The sequence below is a fragment of the Halodesulfovibrio sp. MK-HDV genome, from assembly GCF_009914765.1.
In the GTDB taxonomy this organism is placed as follows: Bacteria; Desulfobacterota; Desulfovibrionia; order Desulfovibrionales; family Desulfovibrionaceae; genus Halodesulfovibrio.
Genome location: NZ_WYDS01000008.1, coordinates 71,994 through 97,025, shown reverse-complemented (window position 1 = coordinate 97,025; position 25,032 = coordinate 71,994). Strand labels below are relative to the sequence as shown.

Sequence of the window (25,032 nt, the reverse complement as noted above, 5' to 3'; positions counted from 1 at the left end):
TTTCGTTTAACGATGTATCGCACACTGTTCTGGTAGTGCGAATTGCTTAGCTCTATGCTGGAGAAACACATGAAAAAAATTATGTTGCTTGTTGCCATGGCATTTCTGTTAGCGTCTGTTCCTGCTCTCGCTGCAGACTGCACCAACCGTAGTGGTTTGGATTCCAAATACTGTGATGAGGACAAAGACCTCGTTGCTGACCTCGCTCCTGCTGACGAGTGTAAGGATCCTAGCACGTTGGTGTTCACCTACACTCCTGTTGAAGACCCTGCTGTTTACAGAGATGCTTTTGCTGATTTCCAGGAATACCTCGAAGAAGCAACCGGCAAGCGTGTAATTTACTACACCGTACAGTCTAACGCTGCTGAAGTTGAAGCAATGCGTTCCGGCAAACTTCACATTGCTGGTTTCTCAACCGGCCCTACCGGTTTTGCTGTTAACCTCGCAGGTTATGTACCAATGGCTGTTAAAGGCTACCCGGAAGGCTTCCAGGGCTACAACCTTATCGTTGTAGTACCACAAGACAGCCCTATCCAGTCTTTAGCTGACCTTAAGGGTAAGAAAGTAGCACACACATCTGCTTCTTCTAACTCCGGTAACCTTGCTCCACGTGCTATCTTCCCTAATGAAGGCATTACACCTGATGCAGATTACACTGTTGTTTACTCCGGTAAACATGACCAGTCTATTCTCGGTGTAGTACATGGTGACTACGATGCAGCACCAGTTGCTTCTGATGTATATGACCGCATGGTAGCCGCTGGCCGCGTTAAAGCAGATGCTCTTCGCATCGTATACCGCAGCCCTAAATTCCCTACCTCATCTTTCGGTTACTCAAGCCAGCTTTGTGCTCCGCTTGCTCAGAAAATCGTTGGCGCATTCAGCACCTACCGTTTCCCTGAGTCCATGCAGAAGTCATTCCACGGCGCTGATCGTTTCTACCCAATCACCTACAAGGCTGATTGGAAAGTTATTCGCGACATCGCTGATGCAACTGGCACTAGCTACAATGCTGAAGGCCTGAAAAAAATGGCTGCTAAAGAAGCAGCTAAAAAAGCCAAAAAAGCTAAAAAGAAATAAGAGTCATACGTGCCTGTTGAAAATACCATTAAAGGGAACGAGGAAACTCGTTCCCTTTTGATCGAGAATTTGGAAAAGGAATATGTAAAAGGAAAACCTGTTCTTAAAGGTCTTTCTTTTGAAGTTTCTGGCGAAGAAACTGTTGGTATTATCGGACCTTCCGGTACCGGTAAATCCACTCTTTTGCGCTGCATCAACCGCCTTATCGAACCGACTAAAGGTTCCATCACCGTAGCTGGCCACGACCTTACTACCTGCTCTGGTAAAGAACTGCGCCTTGCGCGCCGTCGCATCGGCATGGTTTTTCAGGAATACAACCTCGTTGAGCGCTTATCCGTCATCGAAAACGTACTCTGTGGTCGTCTCGGATACATTCCTGTTTGGCGTGCTTGGCTTCGTAAATTTGAACCAACTGACATTGCCCGCGCGTTTAAACTTATCGACCACGTAGGTCTTGGTGAGTTTGCAACACAGCGTGCAGACAGTCTTTCTGGCGGTCAGCGTCAGCGTGTTGGTATTGCTCGCGCAATGATGCAGAGCCCTGCCGTCATTATGGCAGACGAACCAACAAGCTCACTTGACCCGAAAACTTCTGTTGAGATTATGGAACTGCTCAAGAAGGTTTCTTCTACTGAACACATTCCTGTACTCATCAACATCCATGATGTGAACCTTGCTAAACGCTTCTGCGACCGTATTATCGGTATGAGTAAAGGTAAAATCATCTTTGATGGTCCACCATCTGCACTCAAAGACAGCCACTTATCTGAAATTTATGGCGGTGAGGACTGGCTCTCATGACCTCGGATGCACAAAGAAAATCTCCATTCAAAGCGAGTATAAAAACACGACTCGGCTGGCTTGTCCTGGCCTGTTATGTTTTCTATGCTTTGAATGCACTTGATTTTACGTGGGTACGCTTCATTAATGGTCTTGGGAACGGTGCTGACTTTCTTGGCGAAATGATCCCGCCAAACTTTGAGCGTTGGAAACTACTTGTTGGCAACTTGATTGAAACCATCGAAATTGCAGTAATTGCTTCTGCTTTCGGTATTGGTTTTTCTTTGCCTATCGGTATGTGTGCTGCACGAAATCTTATGCCGGACTGGGTTACATGGCCTGCTCGTACTGTTATTGCAGTATGTCGCTCATTCCACCCGGTTATCTTTGCGATTCTTTTCGTTAAAGCAGTTGGTTTTGGTCCGCTTGCAGGTATTCTTACACTGATCTTCCTTTCAATCGGCTTTATCGGCAAACTTTTTGCCGAAGCTATTGAAGAAATATCTTTGAAGCCTGTTGAAGCTATCAGAGCTGCTGGTGCGCCTTTTATGAGCGTGATTGTTTTTGCAGTACTCCCTCAGGTGTTTAACCGATTCATCGGTTTTGCCACCTACCAGTTCGATGCAAACTTACGTAACTCTACCATGGTTGGTATTGTCGGCGCTGGTGGTATCGGCGGTACTTTGTTTGCTGCATTCCAGCGCTTTGATTATGATTTCCTCGCAGCGATTCTTATGTCAATCATTGCACTTATCATGCTTAGCGAACTTCTTTCCGTAAAGATAAAGGCGATTTTCAATGACTGATACTATGACATGGGAACGCTTCACTCCCGGGCAGCGCCTTGCCCGCTTTACGGTGTATCTTTGCGTAGTTTCCCTGCTTGTATTTTCTCTGAGTACAGTAGAGATTATTCCAGAATTTCTCTACGACGCACCATACCAGTTGCAGGATTTATTTACCCGCATGTGGCCAATTGACTTTGCGTCATACACTCAAGAAAATATTCACGAAGCACTCATCGAAACACTGAACATTGCATCGCTTGGCACCGTCCTCGCGTTGTTCTTAGCAGTGCCGGTTGCATTGCTTTCTGCAAACAACATTACCAAATCTCCAGTTCTTAACTGGTGTGGTAAGTTCATTCTTGTTTCTTCACGTACAGTAAACTCACTTGTATGGGCTATTTTGTTTGTAGCAATCTTTGGACCTGGTGCTTTGGCTGGTACCTTTGCTATCGGCTTCCGTTCCATCGGTTTCTGTGGCAAGTTGCTCGCGGAAGCACTGGAAGAAGTAGATCAGGGCCCTATCGAAGCGCTTCGCGCTGCCGGTGCTCCAACCGTTAGTATCCTTCTTAAAGGTTACTGGCCGCAGGTTGCTCCAGCATTTTGGGGTCTCGCACTCTTCCGTTGGGACATTAACGTTCGAGAATCCTCTGTTATCGGCCTTGTAGGTGCTGGTGGTATCGGTGTTGCACTTGATACCGCGCTAAACCTCTTCCGTTGGCAGCAGGTTGCACTCATTTTGCTGTGCATCTTCTCCATCGTTATTGTTGCAGAAGTAGTTGTTACCAAGATTCGTCAAAGCATTATCTAGGACAACGAAACTGTGTAGTAAGTGCAGCATGCATTTACAGATTACAAACAAGAAGAGGGCAAAGTTATTTGCCCTCTTTTTTTAAGGGATTTTTCTCATTATTGACTCCGAGAAGAACCCGGGGAACGCATTTTTCATGAAGCCTTTTTCTACTATGCCAGCAGATGTTAAACAAAACATCCGCTATATTCTTACCGATATTGACGACACCCTCACAGACGAAGGTCGCCTGCGCGCTGAAGCCTACACCGCTTTAGAAAAGCTGCGTGAAAATGGCTTTGTTGTCATCCCCATTACCGGACGCCCTGCAGGCTGGTGCGACCAAATTGCTCGCATGTGGCCTGTTGATGGAGTTGTGGGCGAGAACGGCGCATTCTACTTCCGCTACGACGATGCATCTAAGAAAATGATTCGCCGCTATGCTACCGCAGACGAACTGCGCGCTCAGCACAAAACCAAACTCGTTGAACTTGGCGAGCTGGTAGTGGAAGAAGTACCCGGCTGTGCAATTTCTGCGGATCAGCCATACCGCGAAACAGATATCGCAATCGACTTTTGCGAAGATGTTCCTGCTCTTTCAATAGAAGCCGTACACAAAATAAAAGAAATTTGTACAAGTGCTGGAACAACCGCAAAAATCAGCTCAATCCATGTAAACGCATGGTTTGGACAGTACGACAAACTCGCTATGTCTGCCCGTATCCTTAAAGATGAGTTCAATGTTGAGCTAGAAGCTGTGCGCGAGCAAGTTGTCTATGCTGGCGACTCTCCAAACGATGCTCCTATGTTCGGCTACTTCCCTAACTCTGTGGGTGTGGCAAACGTACTTGATTTTGAAGATACCATTGAACATAAACCATCATGGATTACTGAAAAACGCGGCGGCGCTGGTTTTGCCCAGATTGCTGAAGGATTGCTGGCAATCAAATAGCGGGTGTCCTGTCGAGATGCCTCCGGCTGATAAGGGCAATGCAATAACCTTCGCAGAAGAAATGCTCTCTCGACTATATAGTTCTTCCCAAATGAAGTTTACGGCTCATCATCAATCTCAATTCATCTTAAGAATATTTTTTTTCATAGATGCACCGAAATCTCTTCCTTAAAAAACAAAAAGCCCTCTTAATGAGGGCTTTTTTTTATACCTATACTGAAACAACTAACACATCCTGAAGGGATAGATCAGCTCTTCAATTGACCATTTAATTTTTCAATACAAATGGTCCTTCTGACAAATAATTTATTTTCTCTGTTACAACCACTTCATAGATCATATTCGTTTTAAAATTAAGCGTCATAACAAGTGTCTGAGCATACTCTTCGCTTCGCCAAGTAAGATAAAAGACCTCATCGTCAACCTGCACTACATCAAACTTGATAGTGCTGGGATTTGCCATCTTCATGCCGGACTCAACAGAGAGTTGCATGGTATTAGGATCAACAATGAGCAACAAATGGGAAGCACCTTTAAAAGGTCCGGTCTGCCAAGTATAGGAAATAGTTCTACCAACTAAATCCTGCATTGATATCGTATTATCCTGCTGAACCGTAACGGTTTCGTCCTCTTCTGCATTACTTACAGTCGCAAAAACCAACGTCAGCATTAAAATTACTAACAGCCTTTTCATAACCACCCCGCCTATTGTTCATTTGTCGCTTCTTCTTTGAACAACTCCGGTAAGTCTTTTCTGTCTTTCATTTCGTCTTTACTTTGCTCTATCGTAAAAGTGCCCTGCAACAGAAAATCTCGCTTGCTCTCCACAATCACACCAAACATTTTCATTGTCTTAAAATTGTAGGTTACAATTGCCTGAGAACCCGTTGTTTCTTCACGCCATGACACCTGTAAAATTTCACGTCCAACTTTTGTGCACGCGTACTTTACTTCTTCACTTTTGCCTTTCAAATTTCCGGTTAGTGCATACCATCGCATTAAAGTTGGCGTCAGAATACTTGTTTTGTAGGAAGCTCCTACAAAGCTTCCTCTCCGCCATGTTTCTGTCAGAGTCTTTCCTATCAGATCATCCGGTTGGATATCCACCTGTTGCGCCATACCGCATGCGGTAATTTGCACAAAAAAATAGAAAAAACAGTAGAATGGGAATTTTACGCATAACTACACCCACTATGTACTTATCCATTAAGAACCCTGAACTACTCGAATGCAACAACGCCCTCGGATAATAAATTCTGTCCTTTATCAACCCGCACCAAAAAACATCGTTCTGAATCAAAATCCATTGTGACAACATAACTGACGTGTGCTCGATCGCTTCGCCATGTCACTAAAATGGTTTTGGGATTTACCTTGGAAATCAGATAATCCGCTGCACCAGTCGAATTACCCAAATTTCCTGTAAGCCTCCACACAATATCTTTGGAAGAAAGAAACTGCATCGTAATAGTAGAATCAGGAAATGCCCCCGACTCCAGTGTCACAATTACTGTCTGCCCCACTAGTTGACTGGGCGTAATCTTGGAATGAAAAAGATTACACCCTGACAGGACAAACAAGAGCAACAGAAGACCAAACACTCGCTGTTTCATGAACAAACCTCACATGCTCTAAATAGAGGAACTGTTCGTCATGAAGAACAGGAAACAGAGCCCCCGTTTCCTGTTCCTTCACAAACTATGTGTTCAGCATACCTGTTACTGAATTGTTCTGCTCAGAGGTATTCTGTTCTTCAGAGCTATTTTTTTCAGGCATAGTTTTATCCATGTCATCTTTCATGGAACTATCATCTTTCTTCATGGTATCAGTGCCCATATCTTTATTGTCAGCACCGTCCTGCATCATCTTGTCCTGTGACATGCCTTTATCAACATTTTCCTCAGGCATAGCTTTTTCTACACCAGCATCTTTGTTGTCCATCTGATCTTTCTGCATTGTGTCAGGAGCTGTATCTTGTTGTACTTCCTGCTGTGTATCAGGAGCTTTTGTGTCTGTAGCAGATTTGTCGCTACCACAACCAACCATGAACAATGCTGCACAAATAGCTAATAATATACCATATTTCTTTAACATACTTTTTCCCCCGTTATAGATACGGTCTGATTTAATTGTCTTAAAGTGACATAAAAAGATATGCACTAGATAGTATAGGCATAGAAAAATAATTTAGATTTCAGTATATAATAATGAAAAAAAGACTAGTACATTGCAATTACATACTATTTTTAAAGCAACTTTAAAAAATAACTATTTTTAGCGTATTACAACAATAAAAATGCAACCACTTGTCGATATTACAATATGTATTTCAACCACACATAACATACTGCTTTCGTAGTTATTCTTAAAAACGTTTCTTGACTTCAAAAACCAACTTCCTAAAATGCGCAAAGAATTTTCCACTAATAAGTACTCATATAAAAAAGCGTAACATACTGAAAAAGGATATCTATATGTTCATCGTATCTCTCACGTACACATGTGAAATGGTTCAAGTTGATGCACACTTAGCAGCACACGTTGCCTATCTGAAGGAACAGTATGCATTGGGAAACTTTGTTGCATCAGGCAGAAAAGTTCCCCGTACAGGCGGCATAATTCTGGCTCGCTGCGAATCCCGCGAAGCACTTGACGCAGTGCTCGAGCTTGACCCGTTCCACAAAGAAAAACTTGCAACTTACGAAATTCAGGAATTTATTCCGACAATGGTAGGCGAAGGTCTTGAGGCGATGCGAGAAGACGCGTAATTGATGACAATGAACAAACCATCTTCTGATAAAATGACAGTGGTGGAGCAGGAGAATCTGCTCCAATCCAGAGGTTTTTCGCGAGCTCCAGAGGGGAAAACACCTCTTCCCGGACAATATGCTATTGAGCAAGATACAGACACCGCTACAACTGACGCGAACAGAACACAGATCTTATACTCGTTCCTTGTCAATTCAGGTCACTGCCTAAAAAGACTGACTGGCTTTACAAGCAGCCCTTAGCACAGACACATTTTCAGCTTAGAAGGACGACATCATGGGACACATCATTGCAAAAGATATCTACAAAGAACTCGGAGAAAAACTCGACGGCTCTCTAGTACGTATGCCTTGGAATGATGCCATGAAAGAGATGGTTACGTATCTCTACACTCCTGCTGAAGCAGAACTCATTGTAGCAATGCCATACAGACCGGCAACACTGGAACGCATTGCAGGCACGACTGGTCTCAATGAAACCAAACTCCGCTTCATGCTCGACGGCTTGTGTAAAAAGGGACTTGTCTGCGACATATGGAACGGCAATCAGTACGAATACATGGTCAGCCCTTTTGTTGTCGGATTCTTTGAATTTACGATGATGCGTACCGGTCCGAATTTGCCGCAAAAAAAATGGGCAGAACTCTTTCAAGGGTACATGTTCGGGAAAAAAGAATTTTTGGATGCAAACTTTGCTGACGGGCAGAAAATTTCGGTCATGCGCGCTTTGCCGCACGAAGAGACCATCATTGCAGATTCGCATGTTGAAGTTTTGGATTATGAACGCGCGGCCGCACTCATTGATGCTCAGTCGTCTTTTGCTGTTGGGTTATGCTCGTGTCGACATGAAAAACATCATCTAGGCGAACAGAAATGCACTGTTCCATTGGATACTTGTACGACTATCGGCGAAGGAGCAGAATTTCTGATCCGAAACAATCTCGCACGCCGCTCCAGCAAAGACGAAATGTACGATATCCTCGACCGTTCCAAAGACATGGGATTCACTCTCACAGCAGATAATGTGAAGCAAGATGTAGGCTTCATCTGTCACTGCTGCGGTTGCTGTTGTAACCTTATGAACGGAATCAAAAAGACCGGATACACCAATATTCTGGTGTCATCTTCGTTTGTTGTCACATGCAGCGACGAAGACTGTATAGGCTGCGGCCTCTGCGCTAAGGCATGTCCGGTTGATGCCATTACCATGCAGAAACGCACCGGAGCTGTCATCGGCGAGAATCGCCCTAAAAAGCTAGCAATCATCGACGAAGATCGCTGTCTTGGTTGTGGCGTCTGCGCATTAAAATGCAAGCCCAAAGCCTTAGTACTGGAAAAGTCCACAAAGCGTGTCATTCATCCCGAAGACACCTTCGAGCGCGCGATTCTTCAGTCACTGGAACGAGACACTCTGCAAAACCTACTGTTCGACAACCCTAATAGTAAGGCAGAGAACTTCATGCGCGCCGTTCTTGGTGGTTTTCTCAAACTACCTCCTGTTAAAAAAGGCCTCATGAGCGACAAGCTGCGATCCCGATTTTTAGATGCCTTACGCTTTATGTCTTAAACTTAACCATTTATTAACCTCTTTTAATATAAACTAAGAGATTTTTCATTGCACTCATTGTATCTAGGCGTATTAAACGCCCTGCCCATAGGGAAATCTTTCCCGTCAGGGGCACTGAATACTGAGCCTATGCCGCTCGTTATCAGTAGAGAAAGGATTTGCAATGACCTGTCTCAAAAAAGAAAAAAACCGTTCAGTTTATTACGATGAAGAAAAAAAACAGTATATCAAGATTTTTACTCCTAAATTTGAGTTAAAGCTTAAATACTGGCTGCATCTACGAAAGTATCCAGGACTCAACTTTGCTCATATTGCTAAAAGATTACAGAATGTTGGGTTAAACACACCTTCGATAACTGCTGCTGAAAAATACAAAATCGTAACACAAGAAATTGACGCACCAACGCTTGAAGAATATCTGGACAACACCAATGACCAAACCGTTGAATCAAGACTCGTTGAACTGATAGCGTCAATCCTCAATTCAGGAATTATCTTTTTCGACTTTCATTACAGAAACTTTCTCTACAAAGACAAAGAAATTTACGTCATTGACCTTGAAGGGTATTGCGATTCTGTCTTTGTATCTCGGGGTCGTTCCGGCGTTCTTTACCGGATTGAAAAGCACTTAGGCCTCCAGTTCCGCCAAGAGGTTGAAAAACGCTGGACAAAGACATCTCTACCGCTAAAACTTTCTGATATGTTTCAAAAGTTGCGGGGTATCAAATAGCTCATTGACGCCGAGCCCTGTTCGTCCTACCTGTGTCAGATAATGCCAAAGACACTTATTATTGCAGAAAAACCCTCGGTTGCCCGCGAAATTGCCCCGCATGTAAACGCCACCAACCGCAAGGAAGGCTATTTAGAAGGTGCCACACACATTGTCAGTTGGGCAGTGGGACACCTTGTAGGCATTGCTGAACCCGAAGAACAGCATGAAGCATGGCAGGGTCGATGGACCATAAGCCAACTGCCGATAATTCCCCCAAAATTTAAACTTGCCGTCCTTAAAGAAGGTCAACGTCAATATGCAGTTCTCAATCGTTTACTGAACGATCAGAATGTGTCTAACATTGTCAACGCAACGGATGCTGGGCGCGAAGGTGAACTTATCTTCCGCCGCATTTACCTCATGGCAGGCTGCGACAAGCCTGTGAAGCGTCTGTGGGCGAACGACATGACCGAAGAAGGGTTGAAAAAGAGCTTAAACAAGCTCATGCCTGACTCGAAAAAACGAAATCTCGGGCTTGCCTCATTTGCCAGAGCTGAAGCTGACTGGCTGATAGGCATGAACTTTTCCCGCTTATTCACGGTAAAAGCTAACCGTCTCATTTCTGTAGGACGTGTGCAGACTCCTGTACTCAGGCTGCTTACTGAACGCAGTAATGAAATCGACCATTTTGAGCCCAAAGACTACTGGACTGTTGAAGCTACCTTCTGCCGTCCTGATAAGTCGAGTGCGCCCAAAGAAATTGATCCAGAATCCGGCGCACAACAGGAAGCCCCCGCTGAGTGTTTTTCCGCGACCCATCATCTGCCTGAAGATGAAAAGGAAACACGCATAAACTTTGAATCCCGCGCTCAAAAAGTAGTCACGGAATGTAAAGACAAAGCAGGTAAAGTCGAAGGCGTTGTAAGCCGTAAAGGCACCACAAAACCACCGCTCCCGTTTGACCTCACAACACTTCAGCGTGAAGCAAACACCCGTTTCGGGCTTTCTGCAAAGGACACGCTCGGCATTGCGCAGGCGTTGTACGAGCAAAAAAAACTTATTACCTATCCACGTACTGATTCACGCCATTTAACTAAAGAACTGTTTGCAGAAATCCTCACCTATTTCCGCGCAATCTATCCTTTATATAAAGAGGAAACAGTTCCGGCGGTGAATAGAATTAAAGACGGTAAAAAGTTTCCGTGTGTGAACGATAAAAAAGTTACCGATCACCACGCCATCATTCCCACAGCCCGCAAGGCAAATATTCTTCAACTCTCCGGTGATGAGCAAAAAATTTATGAAATGATCTGCCGTCGATTTATTGCAGCATTCAGTCAGGAAGCTGTGTACCAGTCCTCCACCATCCGCGTCCTCGTGGGTGAACATTTGTTCATTGCAAAAGGAAAAGTCTTTAAAGACAAAGGCTGGCTTGTGGTCGAACCTTGGAGAACCGCGCAGGACAACCCTCTGCCGTCCCTCCGTAAAGGTACCACTGTAGATACACAGACGATTGATACCGTAAAACGGCAAACTAAAGCACCCGCACATTTTACTGATGCATCTCTCCTGAGTGCAATGGAAACAGCCGGTAAATTTGTAGAAGATGAAGAGCTTCGTCTTGCAATGAAAGAGCGTGGGCTTGGCACTCCGGCAACTCGCGCACAGGTTATTGAAACCCTGCTTTCACGCAAGTACATTGCAAGAAACGGCAAAAAACTTCAGGCAACAACTTCCGGTCAGGAAGCTATTGAAGTTATCTCTGCCATGCTGCCCGATATCGTTTCCCCTGAAATGACCGGTCAATGGGAAAAGAAACTCAAGGACATTGAAGGCGGCACTGCCACCTATCCAGAGTTCATGCATTCCATCCGTCATCTTGTTGCGGGCAGTATCCATAATATTAAAGATAGAAGCGTTGCGCCGATTCTACTGGCAATGAAGGCCAAGGAAGTCGGAGAACGGGAACCGGACGGAAAATGTCCGCTCTGTGGCGGCGAAGTTACTGATCTGGACAAACGATACGCCTGCTCAAACTGGAAACGTGACGACGGCGGTTGCCTTTTCGTTATTTGGAAAAATATGTTTGGCAGAGCCATCGACAAAACAATCGTTGATGAATTGCTCACCAAAGGGCGCACAGCAGAACCACTAAATCTCATCTCCAAAGCAGGCAAAGAATACTCTGCCTATTTAAAGATAGAGCTTGGTCAGGTTAAATTGGAATTTGACAATTCCCCGCGCCAATTTGCGCCGAGTCAGCAGTCCCAATCGGCTCAATCTGCGCAACAGGGTCAACCGTTTCAATCGTTTCAAGAAGCTGCACCATACGACGGTGTCGACCCCGAAGATATGCCGCCGCCATCGCCAATTCCTGGACAAGAAGATTGCATGCCTCCTCCAGCGAATGATGAAGTAGCAACACTACCATCATCACCACAATCTCCATTAAATGAAGAACCTGCTGACGCATCTTCGCAGGATTAAACAGCCCTCTTATAAAAAAACATAAGCCCACAATGTATTGTGGGCTTTTTTTATGGAGCTTCACCAAATAAAATTTAAATCAATAAATACTGGTAATAAGACATAACAGAGGTACGTTACACTCTTAAGAATGCACCTTGTATTGCATTCAACAGCTAGAGAAAATTAGAAAAAGTTCTTTTTCCGCTTTACAAGAACACTTCTTTTCTATAAACAGTAATGATTCCTATTAACAAGTTGCTTAACAACAAATCTGACGGAGTAACCCATGAGTAAAACTGCTGAAAATTTGATGGCTGCATTTGCAGGTGAATCACAAGCAAACCGTAAATACCTTGCCTACGCTGCTAAAGCAGAAAAGGAAGGCCATCCACAGGTTGCAAAACTTTTCCGTGCGGCAGCAGATGCTGAAACCATCCACGCACATGCACACCTTCGCAATGCAGGACAGATAGGTACCACTCTTGAAAACCTCAAGGATGCCATCGCAGGCGAAACTCATGAATTTAAAAATATGTATCCCGAAATGATCAAGGACGCTGAAGCTGAAGGGCAAAAAGCAGCACTTCGCTTCTTCCAATATGCCAACAAGGCAGAAGAGGTGCATGCAACCTTGTATCAAAAAATGATGGATACCGTAGATAATCCGGTAGAAACCGACTATTACAACTGTTCTGTTTGCGGCTACACACACGAAGGGCCGTTTGAAGGTGATAAGTGCCCTATCTGTAACGCATCCCCTTCAGCGTTTTACAAAGTAGACTAGCACTTATACGCTGCCAACATAAATATGTGCTGATAACGAAATACAAAAGCAGGAACCTGTACAACTCCACTTGTATTCAGGTTCCTGCTCTTTTTAGGTGACGCATATACATTGCTGCGGAAGACTTTCCAACAGACAACGTACGTCGATTCTACCCGTTTGCTGGGAAACCTTTAGTGCCAGACGCTTTAAGGATAACCTCTGTCCTGTGGCAAATTAGGGTTTTCCAGCAAACCTTTTCCCTACTATTACAAAACATACTACGCTGAATGTTTTGTAATGCTCAGAAGATAAATTTTTTCGGAAAAAAATAGAACTATATAAAAAAGTTATTTTTTACTTTACAAACTTGATTGAGAAATATAAACAGTAATCATTCCTGTTAAGGTATATCTAAACAACAAATAAACACACTTGTGGAGTGAATAATGTCCAAGACTCTTGAAAATCTCATGGCTGCTTTTGCTGGCGAATCTCAGGCTAACCGTAAATACCTTGCTTACGCTAAAAAAGCAGAAAAAGAAGGTCATCCTCAGGTTGCAAAACTCTTCCGTGCTGCTGCTGATGCAGAAACCATCCACGCACATGCACACTTTCGTAACGCTGGCAAACTCGGTGACACCGTTGCTAACCTCAAAGATGCAATCGCTGGTGAAACTCACGAGTTTGAAAACATGTACCCTGCAATGATCAAAGACGCTGAAGCAGAAGGCGAAAAAGTAGCAGCACGTTACTTCGGCTTTGCAAACAAAGCTGAAGCAATTCATGCTGGTCTCTACACTAAAGCTCTTGAGAACATTGAGAACCCAGTAGACGTAGATTACTACAACTGTTCCGTTTGTGGTCACACCCACGAAGGTGAAACTTCTGAAAAATGTCCAATTTGTGGTGCAGCAGCTTCTGCGTACAACAAAGTAGACTAATATAGATAATAAAACCGGATTTGTTTCCGGTACCAGTAGAAAGAGTTACTGCCACTGGCACCTCTTACTGAACTGAGCGCAAGCCCCTCTTTATCAACGTGATAGAGAGGGGTTTTTATATAAGAATGGGCGTGGCTGCTGGGGTCTTCCATCATTCCATACATCTGCACTCAAGTTTCTTGCGGGTAGACATGCTTTACTCTATTATTCCGCAAAATCTTCATACGTAGTATCATTACGACAAACCAAGAATACAGAACATGGACAACGCCCTCCCGTTACAGCCATAATAAATCTGTACAGCACACAGGCGCGGGCGCCGGTACTTCAGCGAGTACTTTTGAAAATGTTTTCCGTAGCGCCAGTCTACCGCAGGCTAATTTCCCAACTCGTGGGGAATCAGAACCTTAGGGGACGCCGCAATCTGCAGAGTTCTTACACTGCACGCGGCACACAATTTTGGTATACTAGTAGTGTTTTCTTCAACCCAGCTTGATATAAAAGGAAGTTCTTTTGCGATACAGAAATACACAGCAGCTTATTGCTGATCTGGAACAAAGTGGGCAGCTCATCCGCATCCATGACGAAGTTGACCCGCATTTGCAAGTGGCTGAAATCCAGCGCCGAGCTTTTCGAGCAAAAGCACCTGCAATCATGTTCACCAACGTAAAAGGTACCAAATTTCCCATGGTCTGCAACATCTTCGGCACCATGGAACGCACCCGTTGGATCTTCCGCGACACGTTGGGTGCACTGGAAGGCATTTTCAAGCTGAAGGTTGATCCGTTCGATTTCTTCAAGCACCCGTGGAAGTATGCTGGTGTTCCACGCGCTGGGTACTCCACAATACCTAAAAAAGTGAAAACTGGACCTGTACTGGACAACACCACCACTGTGAGCCAACTCCCGCAGTTGCATTCATGGCCTATGGACGGTGGCGGCTACGTCACTCTGCCGCAGGTATATACAGAAAGTCCGGACAAACCAGGTTTCATGAATTCAAACATTGGCATGTACCGTGTCCAGCTTACAGGTGCTCCGTTTGAAAAAGATAAAGAAATTGGCTTGCACTACCAGATTCATCGCGGAATTGGCTACCACCATGCCGAAGCAATCCGTCGTAATGAGCCACTCAAAGTAAATGTATTTGTAGGTGGCCCTCCTGCCATGACAATGGCAGCTATTATGCCGCTCCCAGAAGGCATTGCAGAACTGATCTTTGCCGGTGCCCTCGGTGGATTCCGTATGCCTATGATCAACCGCGAAGGTCAGCTCCCTATCCTTGCTGAAGCAGATTTCTGCATCAGCGGCACAATCCACCCTAACGAACAGAAGCCTGAAGGACCATTCGGCGATCACTTGGGCTACTACAGCCTTGCGCACGACTTCCCGCTCATGCATGTAGACAATGTCTACCATCGCAACGATGCTGTCTGGCCGTTCACCACTGTTGGACGCCCTCCACAGGAAGATACAGTATTCGGTGAATTTATTCATGACCTCACCGCAGAGCTTGTGCCTACAGTTTTCAACGGTGTGCACGAGGTACACGCAGTTGATCAAGCCGGTGTACATCCGCTCCTTCTTGCCATTGGTAGTGAACGATATGTCCCGTACGCAGAAGAACGTCAACCGCAGGAACTCATCACCTGTGGTCTGTCACTGCTCGGCACAACACAGACTTCGCTTTCAAAATACGTAATCCTTGCAGCAAAAGAAGATAACCCAGGGCTTACCACCCATAACTACAAAGAATTTTTCACACATATACTTGAGCGTACCGATTTTGCGCGTGACTTCCATTTCATAACACGCACGACAATCGACACACTCGATTACACAGGAATCAGCCTTAACCAAGGTTCCAAAATTATTTGGACAGCTTGCGGTCCGGTAAAACGCACCCTTGGTTCAAGTATTCCATCTCACTTCACTCTGCCGGAAGGTTTCAGTGATACGAAAATGTTCATGTCCGGTGTGATTGTTGTCAAAGGGCCTAAACATACCGCTGCACGTGACGAGCACGACGACGCAATGTTCCGCCTTGCAGAACATCTGAAAAGCATCGGCAAGCTCGAGTCACTCCCGCTTGTCGTTGTTGCAGATGATGCAGACTTTACCGCTGCCAACTGGGACAACTTCCTCTGGGTAACATTCACCCGTTCAGATCCTGCCACAGACATGTACGGCGCTGGATCATTCACCCACTGCAAACACTGGGGTTGTTCAGGACCTGTTGTTATTGACGCCAGACTTAAATCCTTCCACGCTCCGGCACTGGAAGAAGATCCGGATATAACGAAATCCGTCGATAAAATGGCAGCCAAAGGTGGCAGCCTGCATAATATCATTTAGATAAAAAGCCTGCGGTGTTGCCATTCACCGCAGGCTTTTTTCTATATTCCCCGCCTTCAAACAACTCCTTTTTCACAAAGATTATACTTCCAGCTTCTCCTCAGTGTGGTAGTGGGTAAATTCATCCGTAATTTCATGCCATTGTATCGTGTGAGATATAACTAGTTTTGTGAAAAGGGAGTCAACATGACTACATCCGGTTCTCGCAACACACCTTCAAAAGCTACTGTTCGCAGTGAAAAGTTTTCAAATACACCGGAACAACAATATGATTCCGCATCCACTCTCGCTGCTTACGCCGAAAAAATGCGCGAAGAGGGAATACCAGCTAAAGTCATTGACCTGTTCACAAGCTATTTAGCAGATGTATCTGAACTCGCGACTGGGCATATTCCTGAGATGCACATCTCACCGATAACGCAATCACATCTCAAGCATATTGATGCGCTGGATAAATACGAAGAAGCAGGAAAAACTATTGCTCACGAAGCCGTTGCTATTAAATTGAATGGCGGGCTGGGCACAAGCATGGGAATGCAGTTTGCAAAATCCCTGTTGCCTGTCAAAGATCATATGTCATTTCTGGACATCACAGTTAAGCAGGCTATTGCATGGCAGGAACAGTACGGCGGTCCACTTCCGCTGGTACTCATGAACAGCTACAACACGCATAAAGATACGCTCAGTGAATTACGGCACATGAGCGGGTTATCCCAATTACCGCTCTGTTTTGTTCAACATAAGTTTCCTAAAATACGTCAAGATACATTGATGCCCGCTGAGTATCCAGATAATCGTGAATACGAATGGAACCCTCCGGGACACGGCGATATTTACGCATCTCTCTATCTTTCCGGTGTGCTGGAAACACTTATTCGGCAGGGACGCAAATACGCACTCGTGTCCAACATAGACAACCTTGGCGCCACGTTAGACATGCGCATGTTGGGCTACATGGCTGAAGAACAAGTTCCATTCCTTATGGAAGTGACTGAGCGCACAGAAAACGACAGCAAAGGCGGACATCTCGCAAAACATAATAACGGACGCCTTATCTTACGCGAAGTCAGTCAATGTCCTAAGTGCGATCTGGAAGAATTCCAGAACATCACACGCCATCGTCTTTTCAACACCAACAATATTTGGATTAACCTTATTGAGTTGAAAAACACCCTGCATCAGTCCGGACTTCCAAAGCTTCCACTTATTTTAAATCCAAAAACAATAAACCCGCACGATGAATCCTCTACTCCGGTGTATCAAATCGAAAGTGCTATGGGTGCAGCAATTTCTCATTTTGTAAACGCACAGGCCATCGTGACGACTCGTGACCGGTTTATCCCAGTTAAACGCACTGACGATCTGCTCAAGGTTATGTCTGATTATTACCTGCTCGATCCCTCCGGCACGCTCAAATTAAATGAAGCAAACATCGCGGAAAACCTTCAGGTAAACCTCGATCCTCGATACTACAGCAAGTTCGACAACATCTATGAAAAATTCAAAGAGGGTGTACCATCTCTTGCCTCGTGCACTAAGCTTGGTATCTCCGGCGATATTATCTTTAATCCTTCCATATCGCTCGTAGGCGACGTCAACATAGACAACCAGACAGGCAATGTTCTGCTAATGCCGGAAGACATTACGCTCCAAGGAACAGTAGACATCAAGTAGTCATCCCCGATAGATAATTGCAATATTTTTTAAGCTATCTTACTTATATATAGATATTTTCATTTCGGACTCGGTACACTCCGAAGATTTACCCCAGAGACACATGGGAGGTTCTTCTGTATGCCGCAAGTAGCCGCTCGTATCACGAACGAACAGGAAAAATGGCTGAAAGACTACTTCCGCACAAAAAGTGCCGGAGCAGAATTCATCCTGCCTTGGGTTGTGGATACCTTTTTCCGTGCAATCACGTCCATCAAGCACAGCTTTTCTGACAGTGAACTTGCGCTCATTATAGCTGCGCACAAAAACCTACGAATTCAGCCGGACAATTCCAGCGGAGACTACTTGCGCCTGCGCGTTGAAGATGCCTGCAATACCAATCAGCTACATAACGTATACGGCATCAGCAGAGAAACGCTCGAAGCAAAGCTCTGCCGACTCAACAACACCGATGCCGCAGCACTCATGGTATGGGCTGCCGCCTTCTGGGTGAGCAAAAACTGCTCTGCCGACAATATTTCAGAGTATATCAAGCAATATTAGGCAAAAAAAAGGTGACGCGATAAGCGCCACCTTTTCTGTAGGTAAGTTTTTTTTGGGAGAGGAGTGCCTCCGGCGGGCGGGGCCTTGCCCCTGCACCCCACAAGAGGGACGCCCTCTTGACTGCGATTATGGCTAATTCTTTTTGGGTGGACACGCACGATCTTTCAAGCAGGTGAACATCCGTCACTTTAGGCAGCAGTTCGAAGGTACTTTGGACGACAATTCGTAAACTACTCTTTTGGGTTAAACCATCGCAAGCGGAGTGCGTTAGAAACAACCGAGACTGAGCTTAACGCCATCGCGCCGCCAGCAATCATTGGGGATAATGTCGGACCATTAAACAACGCGAACAAAAGCCCCATTGCAACGGGAATTCCCAGCGTGTTGTAACCGAATGCCCATACGAGGTTTTGTTTAATATTCCTAACGGCTACGCGGCTCAGTTCAACCGCAGTAATCACGCCAGTTAATTCACCGGACATAAGCACCACATCACCGGCCTCAACAGCCACATCAATACCCGTTCCCATGGCAATGCCCACATCAGCAGTAGCTAACGCGGGAGCATCGTTGATGCCATCACCAACCATAGCAACGAGCTTTCCTTCCTTCTGAAGATCGATAATCGTATCGCTTTTATCTTCCGGATGAACTTCAGAAATAACAGTTTCAATGCCTGCCTGCTTTGCCATTGCAGCAGCTGTGATACTGTTATCGCCTGTAAGCATAACGACAGAAACACCACGTGCCTTCAGTCGAGAAACGACAGAAGCAGCCTCCGGCTTAATAGTATCTGCCACAGCAACGAGTAACGCAGGTTTGTCATCAACGGCCATGACAAGAGCTGTACGGCCTTGCAATGCCTGAGTCTTCATTCGTTCCATAACATCCGTATTCTGATCTACTCCAGCATAAGCGGCATTACCAATACGAATGGTTTTACCGTCCACGGTACCATAAATACCTTTACCGGATTCTGCGGTTACATCCTGCGTTTCGAGTAACTCTACTCCACGCTCTTTTGCACCTTTCACGATGGCAGTTGCCAATGGATGCTCTGAAAGACTTTCAAGGGATGCAGCATACGCCAGCGCAGTCTTTTCATCGATTCCATTCAATGATTCAACATGAACAAGCTCAGGCTTACCATGTGTAATTGTGCCGGTCTTATCGAAAACAACAGTTTGAACACGCCCGGTCTGTTCCAAGGCTGTACCATTTTTAAACAACACACCGAGCTGTGCGCCGCGTCCTGTAGCAACCATAATTGATGTCGGAGTTGCAAGCCCCATAGCACACGGGCAAGCAATAACCATTACAGCTACAAATATTCGTAACGCAAACGGAAACGATGCCCCGGCAATAAGCCATGCAAGACCGGAAAGTAGCGCAATGCCCATAACAATCGGTACAAAATACAAACTGACCGTGTCAGCCATGGATGCAATCGGCGCTTTAGACCCTTGAGCATCCTGCACGACGCGAATAATTCGAGAAAGAACAGTATCTGCACCCACATGCTCTGCCTTCATAGTCAGAACGCTATGGGTATTTACAGTACCTCCCGCAAGAGAATCTCCAACTGTTTTTGAAACAGGCAAAGATTCACCCGTCAGCATGGATTCGTCCACACTCGAGGAACCTTCTACAATACTACCGTCAACCGGAATGCGTTCACCCGGGCGAATAAGCAGAATGTCACCTGCGGCAACTTCTGTTGCAGGCACTGTCTGCTGCTCTCCATCTACAATACGGATAGCGGTATCTGGTGTTAATTCCATCAGACCTTTAATAGCATCTGATGTATGCGCGCGGGATCGTGTTTCAAGGAATTTACCAAGCGAAACAAGAGCAATCAGCACACCGGCTGCCTCAAAATATAAATCCATAACACGGGCCATTACATCAATACCGAGATAGATTTCTACGGTTCCCCAAAGGCTGTAGGCAAACGCAGCGCCTGTTCCCACAGCGATGAGCGAATCCATATTAGGAGCGCCCCTGAAAAGGTTTTTGAAACCGTGTATATAGAAATCGCGCCCTGACCACATGATAGGGATAACCAAAATCAATTGAATAAGGGAAAAAGTTTTTGGTGAAGAGTGAGGAGCCAACCACTCAGGCAGACTGATTCCTGCCATCTCAGTCATGGCAATAATGAGCAAAAGGGAAGCGAAGAAAATTTCAGGAATAAGCTTAGCTTTCATTTCAGCAAGGCGTTCCCGCATAGACTCCTGCTGATCTTCCCACATAGCGGTTACGTCTTGCGCACCACCGTCTTCGGCTTCCTGCAATGTTGCACCAAAGCCAAGCATGGCAACTTTCTCGGAAAATGCTGTTACTGCAGAATCCTTATCAACATCAGCGGCAGGGGTTACTCTGGCTGATTCAGTTGCAAGGTTTACCTCAACAGCCGCAAATTCCGGCATCAATGCTGTAACTTTTTCTATGCGTGCAGAACATGCGGCACAATGCATTCCAGAAATTGAAAAGCGCAGTGTTCCACCGTTAGCAGAACTTGTTTCCGGTGCCACAGCTTCGTATCCTGTATTAGCAACCTTTTGTACTATGTCAGCAACGTTGATCTTCGAAGGATCAAACTCTACCTGCATAGAATCGGTGGCCAAGTTTACGGCAATAGTGGTAACTCCCTGCACTTCTGAAACATCCTTTTCAATACGGGCGGCACAAGAAGCACATGTCATACCTTTTACAGGCATGGTGACCTTACGAAGCACCTTTGGATCAATTGACTCGATATGGTTATCAGTCATAACAAACCTCATTTTTTCGAACAGATACCATCACAGATGTTCAGTACCTGAACAAAAAAAAACTTGAATAGTTGAGCGATACTAAATGATTCGGTATGCTACGCCTGAGACTGAGTTAATACAATTCTTTTTAAACAGTTGCATGAGGATTATATATGTCAGCAATTACTGTTACCGGAATGTCCTGCCAGCACTGCGTAAGCGCAGTTACCAAAGCTCTTGAAGCTATTGATGGAATTTCCGATGTTACTATTGATTTGCTTTCAGGAAAAGTAGAATGGAAAGAATCTACACCAGTTCCTATGGAAACCATTGAAGGTGCCATTACTGGAATCGGGTTTGAAATTAAAAAATAGCTGTAACATGCAGCAATAAAGAAAAAGAGCCGGAATACTCCGGCTCTTTTTCTTTACAACCATTTTTATTTTTGGAATAAACAGAGAAAGTTCAGCGTACCCGCCCTATTTCATAAGTATTGATAATGTGCCGTTGGTCTGAGTTGCAGACCAGTTAGGTGGAAGTGTCCCTTTTAAATCAAGAACAATACGGACTCGATCGTCATGACGTCCCAAGCGAACAGTCTTAACCAGTCCATCCTGTACAACCTTCGGTGCAGGCAACTCTTCACTAAACCGACCAACCACATCTACTACGAACCTGTCTGGCTCTTTCAAACCAAAAATTTTGTATGTAAATTTATTTACAGCAAATACAGTAAGCTTTTTATCCGCATAAGAAACAGAAACGAGGGGCTGAAGCCCATCACTTTTTTTCTTAACAACCACACTTTCAGGCGAAGTTACAGTTTCTTGCTGTGAAGGCTTTTTTTCAACTACTGGCCGAACCTCTGCAATCGTCACTGTTTTAGTAACAAGAGTAAGAATTTTTTCTGTATCTGCCTTCGGGGACGTAACAACTGTTGCTTTCGATGCAGAAGCCGGGGCAACTTTCGCAGTGGATGATGTTGTGCTATTCGCATCAGAAATGGCTGACGCTAATGTGTCCGACGTACTCTTGTCGATAACAACTTCTTGCAAAGCCTTACTTTCCTGTGCGCCAACATTCACTGCCAGCTGAGAAGACGCCTTATTGGAAATGGTGTACAAATCTTTCATTATCCATTTATTATAGCCAATAAGAATAGTCCCGACCACAAGTGCCAGTAATATCAACATCGAAATATTGCGGTTCATGCATCCTCCCCTCAGCGGTTACATCATCTATTTTGCTGCTCGTCCCTCACTGCGTACATACTCAAGAAAGCGCTGTGCCGATTTCAAATTTTCATTAACTGCAATCGCACGGTTCAAGTATCGAATGGTATTACCATAATCACCCATATCATAATACACTCGGGCGACGTTAAATAATGCATGGTCATCTTTTGGACTAAGTTCAACAACACGAAGCTGGTGCTGCAATGCTGCGGCAGGTAACTTCTGTTTGCGCAAGTCTGAACCAAATCCAGCAAATACGTGCTTGTGTTCAGGCAAAACACCTTCTTTGGATTCTGCTAACTTGGTAAGCAACTTTAATGCGTTACGCCTGTCTCCGCTCTCAAGAGCATCAAGCGCTTTTTCAAAGTTAACCTTCAAATTTTTTGCTACATTTTCCGGAGTTTTTTGTTCACGGGCAAAAACTTCAGCCTCTTCACGGGCAATATCAAGAGCTTTTGAAGAAGAAACAAGCTCCGGAGTAACATCCGCACCATGCTTGTCTTTAAGAACAAACATATACGGCTCATCCGGCAAAGAGCGTGCTTCATGCTCCACCAGATGCGCATGGGCAAGCACTTGCGGCTGCAACAGAACATCCGGTTCTTTGATAAATCTGTGAATAAAGTCTTCAACCCTAAGACGATACTGCTTTCCAGCAACAGTACGCTTCGCAGATAATGCTTGAATCATTACAGTGTCATTATCTGTAAACCAGACAAGCCAGTAGCGTTTTTCCTGTTCTGTTAACGCAGTCCCCTGCTCAGATTCAAGTGTGGAGTACACACCTTTATATTCTAATTGCAACACAACGTACTTCCTAATGACGTTCGAATTACTGTGGATACTACCTGTTTTTTATTGCCTGCAAAAATTTTTGAGCAGGCTCAAGCTGTGGATTTGCCACAAGAGCACGATGCAGCCATCTTTTACAATCGGCTGTTTTTCGCAAATCATAATAAACGCGTGCAATGTTATAGCATAAATGATCATCATTAGGAGAAAGCTCCGCAGCTTTCAAGTAATGTTTCAATGCTATTTCAGGTTGTTGTTCTTTCCGTAAACGTTTTCCAAAATCATTAAATAAATGTTTATGCTTTGATTTCCACGGCACATCTTTATCTGGAACAGCCAGCAACATCCGGCGACCTTGCTTTAGATATCCGCTACGAAGCATTGTCATGCCTCTATCAAATTTTTCCGTAGCCTCTTCTTCTTCTAACTTTAAGCCCGTCTTCTTGGCTCGATGGGTGGGCACCCTCGACAGCAACGCATTTGTCTCATTAGTGGAAGCTGTGCTTTGTAGTTGAAGGTCCTGCTGCGTTGTACTCAAATTAGTAGACTGTACAGCAACGGCTAACAGACCGGGTTCAAACACATATTCCTGTTCAAATTCTTCAAGTTCTACAACTCGTTTGTCACCAATTGGAGTTAAGTTACTTGTAAGAAGTTGAACCTCTACGTTGCCTTCTGCCCCTATACTCGCGTACCAATATCTCTTCGAAATGCTCTTACGTCTCGTTGCACCCGACCCAATCCAAAGATTGGACGAGGTGCGATAAACACCTTCTGTCATCTATTGCCCCCAATATATGCACTTATAATGTATCTAACCCCTATCACACCCGTTTTGTCTTGAAAACAGCATGTTAGGACATCAAACTAGTATTTTAAAAACATTGTGGACGGTTAATATGTTTTCCTTTACGTTTCTGACATGCATGAAATGGCAATAGCAGCAAGTCTAATTGATATCGTCAAGGAAGAGATGGCAAAGCATAATGCCTCTAAATTGCTTATGGTTCGAGTTTGTTACGGTAAGCTGACTAACCTTGTGCCCGACGCACTTTCGTTTGCCTTTGAAGTACAAACCAAGCAAAGCCCTTTAGAAGATGCTGAGCTGGAACTTAAAGAAATTCCTGTCACTGTTACTTGTGGTGAATGCTCGAAAGAGTTCACACCGGAGGGAACGGATCTATTTTATATGCCGTGTCCGTCGTGCGAAAATTTATTCGGCCACGCAGTGCTCACAGGAAAAGAACTTTACGTAGATCATCTTGAAGCGGAGTAAATAATCCCAATGGAAATCCCAGTAGTACGCAACATACTTGAAGCGAATGACAAAATCGCAGTAAATTTAAAAGAACTCTTTGCCAAACACGGCATTCTTGTTCTTAACCTCATCAGTTCACCTGGCGCGGGCAAGACTTCTATTCTTGAACGCACTCTTACAGACCTTAAAGGTGAATTTAAGATGGCTGTCATCGAAGGTGACTGTCAGACAGACAATGATGCCCGCAGAGTTGCAGAAACTGGAGCTAAAGCTGTCCAGATCAATACTGACGGCGGCTGCCACCTTGACAGCAACATGATCACTGCTGCGCTCGCTAACCTTGATATGAACGAGATCGATATTCTGTTCATTGAAAACGTCGGCAACCTTGTTTGTCCTGTTGAATTTGATTGCGGCGAAGACTTTAAAGTCGCGTTGCTCAGCGTTCCTGAAGGTGACGATAAACCAGAAAAATATCCGGCCTTATTTGAAAAATCTTCAGCAATGATTCTGAACAAATGTGACCTGCTCCCGTACGTTCAGTTTGATGTTGAACGTGCAATGCAGTTTGCTACTCAGTTGAACAAAGACATGCCAATTTTCCAGACTTCCTGTACTACCAGTGAAGGTCTCGACACTTGGTACGAATGGCTGCGCAAAGCGCATGCCGGAAAACAAAAGTAGCATCTGACACCTGATATTTCGTATACAGGTAACTCTTGAATATATGCCCCCGTATCACGGGGGCTTTTTTTCACCAAAGTTTTACCTTAGTAGCACTAGCGTCATCAAATAAACCAAAGTGCATA

At 44.8% G+C, this 25,032-nt stretch carries 25 protein-coding genes; 17 read left to right on the top strand and 8 right to left on the bottom strand.

What is annotated here, in order from left to right; all coding sequences use genetic code 11:
- The first annotated feature begins 69 nt into the window (after nt 1-69).
- From phnD to MKHDV_RS08115, 5 genes are all read left to right on the top strand, one after another.
- Nucleotides 70-1,080 carry a phosphate/phosphite/phosphonate ABC transporter substrate-binding protein gene (phnD, locus tag MKHDV_RS08135; protein WP_160714116.1) on the top strand — a complete coding sequence of 337 codons (1,011 nt, stop codon included), beginning with the start codon at nt 70-72 and terminating at the stop codon, nt 1,078-1,080.
- A 9-nt stretch (nt 1,081-1,089) separates the two neighbouring features.
- On the top strand, nt 1,090-1,881 hold the full coding sequence (gene phnC / locus MKHDV_RS08130; RefSeq protein WP_160714114.1) for a phosphonate ABC transporter ATP-binding protein: 792 nt from the start codon (nt 1,090-1,092) through the stop codon (nt 1,879-1,881).
- Nucleotides 1,878-2,666, top strand: coding sequence for a phosphonate ABC transporter, permease protein PhnE (gene phnE / locus MKHDV_RS08125; RefSeq protein WP_160714112.1), 789 nt, complete (start codon nt 1,878-1,880; stop codon nt 2,664-2,666). The genes phnC and phnE (MKHDV_RS08125) overlap by 4 nt, the downstream gene beginning before the upstream one ends.
- The gene (gene phnE / locus MKHDV_RS08120) at nt 2,659-3,456 is read left to right on the top strand and encodes a phosphonate ABC transporter, permease protein PhnE (protein WP_160714110.1); all 798 of its coding nucleotides are present in this window, start codon (nt 2,659-2,661) and stop codon (nt 3,454-3,456) included. The genes phnE (MKHDV_RS08125) and phnE (MKHDV_RS08120) overlap by 8 nt, the downstream gene beginning before the upstream one ends.
- Nucleotides 3,457-3,592: 136 nt before the next feature.
- A complete protein-coding gene (locus MKHDV_RS08115) occupies nt 3,593-4,387 on the top strand; it encodes an HAD-IIB family hydrolase (RefSeq protein ID WP_160714108.1) in 795 nt (264 codons plus the stop codon).
- Between the two features lie 268 nt (nt 4,388-4,655).
- Here MKHDV_RS08115 and MKHDV_RS08110 read toward each other — a convergent pair whose 3' ends face one another.
- The 4 genes from MKHDV_RS08110 to MKHDV_RS08095 form a co-directional block, all read right to left on the bottom strand.
- Nucleotides 4,656-5,081: a hypothetical protein gene (locus MKHDV_RS08110; RefSeq protein ID WP_160714106.1), complete on the bottom strand. Its 426-nt coding sequence runs from the start codon at nt 5,079-5,081 to the stop codon at nt 4,656-4,658.
- 11 nt (nt 5,082-5,092) lie between these two features.
- On the bottom strand, nt 5,093-5,506 hold the full coding sequence (locus MKHDV_RS08105) for a MoaF C-terminal domain-containing protein (RefSeq protein WP_216846890.1): 414 nt from the start codon (nt 5,504-5,506) through the stop codon (nt 5,093-5,095).
- Nucleotides 5,507-5,607: 101 nt separating this feature from the next.
- Nucleotides 5,608-6,000 carry a MoaF N-terminal domain-containing protein gene (locus tag MKHDV_RS08100; RefSeq protein ID WP_216846889.1) on the bottom strand — a complete coding sequence of 131 codons (393 nt, stop codon included), beginning with the start codon at nt 5,998-6,000 and terminating at the stop codon, nt 5,608-5,610.
- Between the two features lie 85 nt (nt 6,001-6,085).
- Entirely contained in the window at nt 6,086-6,481 is a 396-nt protein-coding gene (locus tag MKHDV_RS08095) for a hypothetical protein (RefSeq protein WP_160714100.1), read from the bottom strand.
- Nucleotides 6,482-6,861: 380 nt separating this feature from the next.
- On the opposite strand from MKHDV_RS08095, the gene MKHDV_RS08090 reads away from it, so the two are divergent.
- From MKHDV_RS08090 to MKHDV_RS08050, 9 genes are all read left to right on the top strand, one after another.
- Nucleotides 6,862-7,155, top strand: coding sequence for a YciI family protein (locus MKHDV_RS08090; RefSeq protein ID WP_160714098.1), 294 nt, complete (start codon nt 6,862-6,864; stop codon nt 7,153-7,155).
- Nucleotides 7,156-7,432: 277 nt separating this feature from the next.
- Nucleotides 7,433-8,722 carry a 4Fe-4S dicluster domain-containing protein gene (locus MKHDV_RS08085; RefSeq protein ID WP_160714096.1) on the top strand — a complete coding sequence of 430 codons (1,290 nt, stop codon included), beginning with the start codon at nt 7,433-7,435 and terminating at the stop codon, nt 8,720-8,722.
- A 163-nt stretch (nt 8,723-8,885) separates the two neighbouring features.
- Nucleotides 8,886-9,452, top strand: a complete 567-nt coding sequence (locus MKHDV_RS08080) for an RIO1 family regulatory kinase/ATPase (RefSeq protein ID WP_160714094.1) — start codon at nt 8,886-8,888, stop codon at nt 9,450-9,452.
- Between the two features lie 42 nt (nt 9,453-9,494).
- Nucleotides 9,495-11,921 carry a type IA DNA topoisomerase gene (locus tag MKHDV_RS08075; protein ID WP_160714092.1) on the top strand — a complete coding sequence of 809 codons (2,427 nt, stop codon included), beginning with the start codon at nt 9,495-9,497 and terminating at the stop codon, nt 11,919-11,921.
- Between the two features lie 268 nt (nt 11,922-12,189).
- Nucleotides 12,190-12,687, top strand: coding sequence for a rubrerythrin family protein (locus MKHDV_RS08070; protein WP_160714090.1), 498 nt, complete (start codon nt 12,190-12,192; stop codon nt 12,685-12,687).
- 428 nt (nt 12,688-13,115) lie between these two features.
- Complete coding sequence (locus MKHDV_RS08065) at nt 13,116-13,610, top strand: rubrerythrin family protein (protein WP_160714088.1); 495 nt, start codon at nt 13,116-13,118, stop codon at nt 13,608-13,610.
- Between the two features lie 513 nt (nt 13,611-14,123).
- A complete protein-coding gene (locus MKHDV_RS08060; RefSeq protein WP_160714086.1) occupies nt 14,124-15,965 on the top strand; it encodes a UbiD family decarboxylase in 1,842 nt (613 codons plus the stop codon).
- A 186-nt stretch (nt 15,966-16,151) separates the two neighbouring features.
- Nucleotides 16,152-17,639: a UTP--glucose-1-phosphate uridylyltransferase gene (locus MKHDV_RS08055; RefSeq protein ID WP_160714084.1), complete on the top strand. Its 1,488-nt coding sequence runs from the start codon at nt 16,152-16,154 to the stop codon at nt 17,637-17,639.
- A gap of 120 nt (nt 17,640-17,759) precedes the next feature.
- Complete coding sequence (locus tag MKHDV_RS08050; RefSeq protein ID WP_160714082.1) at nt 17,760-18,182, top strand: hypothetical protein; 423 nt, start codon at nt 17,760-17,762, stop codon at nt 18,180-18,182.
- Between the two features lie 230 nt (nt 18,183-18,412).
- On the opposite strand, the gene MKHDV_RS08045 is transcribed toward MKHDV_RS08050, so the two are convergent.
- Complete coding sequence (locus tag MKHDV_RS08045; RefSeq protein WP_160714080.1) at nt 18,413-20,956, bottom strand: heavy metal translocating P-type ATPase; 2,544 nt, start codon at nt 20,954-20,956, stop codon at nt 18,413-18,415.
- 155 nt (nt 20,957-21,111) lie between these two features.
- On the opposite strand from MKHDV_RS08045, the gene MKHDV_RS08040 reads away from it, so the two are divergent.
- The gene (locus MKHDV_RS08040; protein ID WP_160714078.1) at nt 21,112-21,312 is read left to right on the top strand and encodes a heavy-metal-associated domain-containing protein; all 201 of its coding nucleotides are present in this window, start codon (nt 21,112-21,114) and stop codon (nt 21,310-21,312) included.
- 105 nt (nt 21,313-21,417) lie between these two features.
- Here MKHDV_RS08040 and MKHDV_RS08035 read toward each other — a convergent pair whose 3' ends face one another.
- From MKHDV_RS08035 to MKHDV_RS08025, 3 genes are read right to left on the bottom strand one after another with little or no spacing between them, the layout of a single operon-like run.
- The gene (locus tag MKHDV_RS08035) at nt 21,418-22,149 is read right to left on the bottom strand and encodes an AMIN domain-containing protein (protein ID WP_160714076.1); all 732 of its coding nucleotides are present in this window, start codon (nt 22,147-22,149) and stop codon (nt 21,418-21,420) included.
- A gap of 27 nt (nt 22,150-22,176) precedes the next feature.
- Nucleotides 22,177-22,980, bottom strand: a complete 804-nt coding sequence (locus tag MKHDV_RS08030) for a lipopolysaccharide assembly protein LapB (RefSeq protein WP_160714074.1) — start codon at nt 22,978-22,980, stop codon at nt 22,177-22,179.
- 37 nt (nt 22,981-23,017) lie between these two features.
- On the bottom strand, nt 23,018-23,746 hold the full coding sequence (locus MKHDV_RS08025; protein ID WP_160714072.1) for a hypothetical protein: 729 nt from the start codon (nt 23,744-23,746) through the stop codon (nt 23,018-23,020).
- A 141-nt stretch (nt 23,747-23,887) separates the two neighbouring features.
- Between MKHDV_RS08025 and MKHDV_RS08020 the strand changes: the two genes are divergently transcribed.
- Both MKHDV_RS08020 and hypB read left to right on the top strand, forming a co-directional pair.
- Complete coding sequence (locus MKHDV_RS08020) at nt 23,888-24,241, top strand: hydrogenase maturation nickel metallochaperone HypA (protein WP_162859845.1); 354 nt, start codon at nt 23,888-23,890, stop codon at nt 24,239-24,241.
- Nucleotides 24,242-24,250: 9 nt separating this feature from the next.
- On the top strand, nt 24,251-24,907 hold the full coding sequence (gene hypB, locus MKHDV_RS08015) for a hydrogenase nickel incorporation protein HypB (RefSeq protein ID WP_160714070.1): 657 nt from the start codon (nt 24,251-24,253) through the stop codon (nt 24,905-24,907).
- The last annotated feature ends 125 nt before the right edge of the window (nt 24,908-25,032 follow it).

What these genes read in the sequence shown, in the direction of transcription:
- phnD (WP_160714116.1), top strand. Translation starts at nt 70, where the DNA reads ATGAAAAAAATTATGTTGCTTGTTGCCATGGCATTTCTGTTAGCGTCT.
- phnE (WP_160714112.1), top strand. Translation starts at nt 1,878, where the DNA reads ATGACCTCGGATGCACAAAGAAAATCTCCATTCAAAGCGAGTATAAAA.
- phnE (WP_160714110.1), top strand. Translation starts at nt 2,659, where the DNA reads ATGACTGATACTATGACATGGGAACGCTTCACTCCCGGGCAGCGCCTT.
- MKHDV_RS08115 (WP_160714108.1), top strand. Translation starts at nt 3,593, where the DNA reads ATGAAGCCTTTTTCTACTATGCCAGCAGATGTTAAACAAAACATCCGC.
- MKHDV_RS08110 (WP_160714106.1), bottom strand. Translation starts at nt 5,081, where the DNA reads ATGAAAAGGCTGTTAGTAATTTTAATGCTGACGTTGGTTTTTGCGACT.
- MKHDV_RS08105 (WP_216846890.1), bottom strand. Translation starts at nt 5,506, where the DNA reads ATGGCGCAACAGGTGGATATCCAACCGGATGATCTGATAGGAAAGACT.
- MKHDV_RS08100 (WP_216846889.1), bottom strand. Translation starts at nt 6,000, where the DNA reads ATGAAACAGCGAGTGTTTGGTCTTCTGTTGCTCTTGTTTGTCCTGTCA.
- MKHDV_RS08095 (WP_160714100.1), bottom strand. Translation starts at nt 6,481, where the DNA reads ATGTTAAAGAAATATGGTATATTATTAGCTATTTGTGCAGCATTGTTC.
- MKHDV_RS08090 (WP_160714098.1), top strand. Translation starts at nt 6,862, where the DNA reads ATGTTCATCGTATCTCTCACGTACACATGTGAAATGGTTCAAGTTGAT.
- MKHDV_RS08085 (WP_160714096.1), top strand. Translation starts at nt 7,433, where the DNA reads ATGGGACACATCATTGCAAAAGATATCTACAAAGAACTCGGAGAAAAA.
- MKHDV_RS08080 (WP_160714094.1), top strand. Translation starts at nt 8,886, where the DNA reads ATGACCTGTCTCAAAAAAGAAAAAAACCGTTCAGTTTATTACGATGAA.
- MKHDV_RS08075 (WP_160714092.1), top strand. Translation starts at nt 9,495, where the DNA reads ATGCCAAAGACACTTATTATTGCAGAAAAACCCTCGGTTGCCCGCGAA.
- MKHDV_RS08070 (WP_160714090.1), top strand. Translation starts at nt 12,190, where the DNA reads ATGAGTAAAACTGCTGAAAATTTGATGGCTGCATTTGCAGGTGAATCA.
- MKHDV_RS08065 (WP_160714088.1), top strand. Translation starts at nt 13,116, where the DNA reads ATGTCCAAGACTCTTGAAAATCTCATGGCTGCTTTTGCTGGCGAATCT.
- MKHDV_RS08055 (WP_160714084.1), top strand. Translation starts at nt 16,152, where the DNA reads ATGACTACATCCGGTTCTCGCAACACACCTTCAAAAGCTACTGTTCGC.
- MKHDV_RS08050 (WP_160714082.1), top strand. Translation starts at nt 17,760, where the DNA reads ATGCCGCAAGTAGCCGCTCGTATCACGAACGAACAGGAAAAATGGCTG.
- MKHDV_RS08045 (WP_160714080.1), bottom strand. Translation starts at nt 20,956, where the DNA reads ATGACTGATAACCATATCGAGTCAATTGATCCAAAGGTGCTTCGTAAG.
- MKHDV_RS08040 (WP_160714078.1), top strand. Translation starts at nt 21,112, where the DNA reads ATGTCAGCAATTACTGTTACCGGAATGTCCTGCCAGCACTGCGTAAGC.
- MKHDV_RS08035 (WP_160714076.1), bottom strand. Translation starts at nt 22,149, where the DNA reads ATGAACCGCAATATTTCGATGTTGATATTACTGGCACTTGTGGTCGGG.
- MKHDV_RS08025 (WP_160714072.1), bottom strand. Translation starts at nt 23,746, where the DNA reads ATGACAGAAGGTGTTTATCGCACCTCGTCCAATCTTTGGATTGGGTCG.
- MKHDV_RS08020 (WP_162859845.1), top strand. Translation starts at nt 23,888, where the DNA reads ATGCATGAAATGGCAATAGCAGCAAGTCTAATTGATATCGTCAAGGAA.
- hypB (WP_160714070.1), top strand. Translation starts at nt 24,251, where the DNA reads ATGGAAATCCCAGTAGTACGCAACATACTTGAAGCGAATGACAAAATC.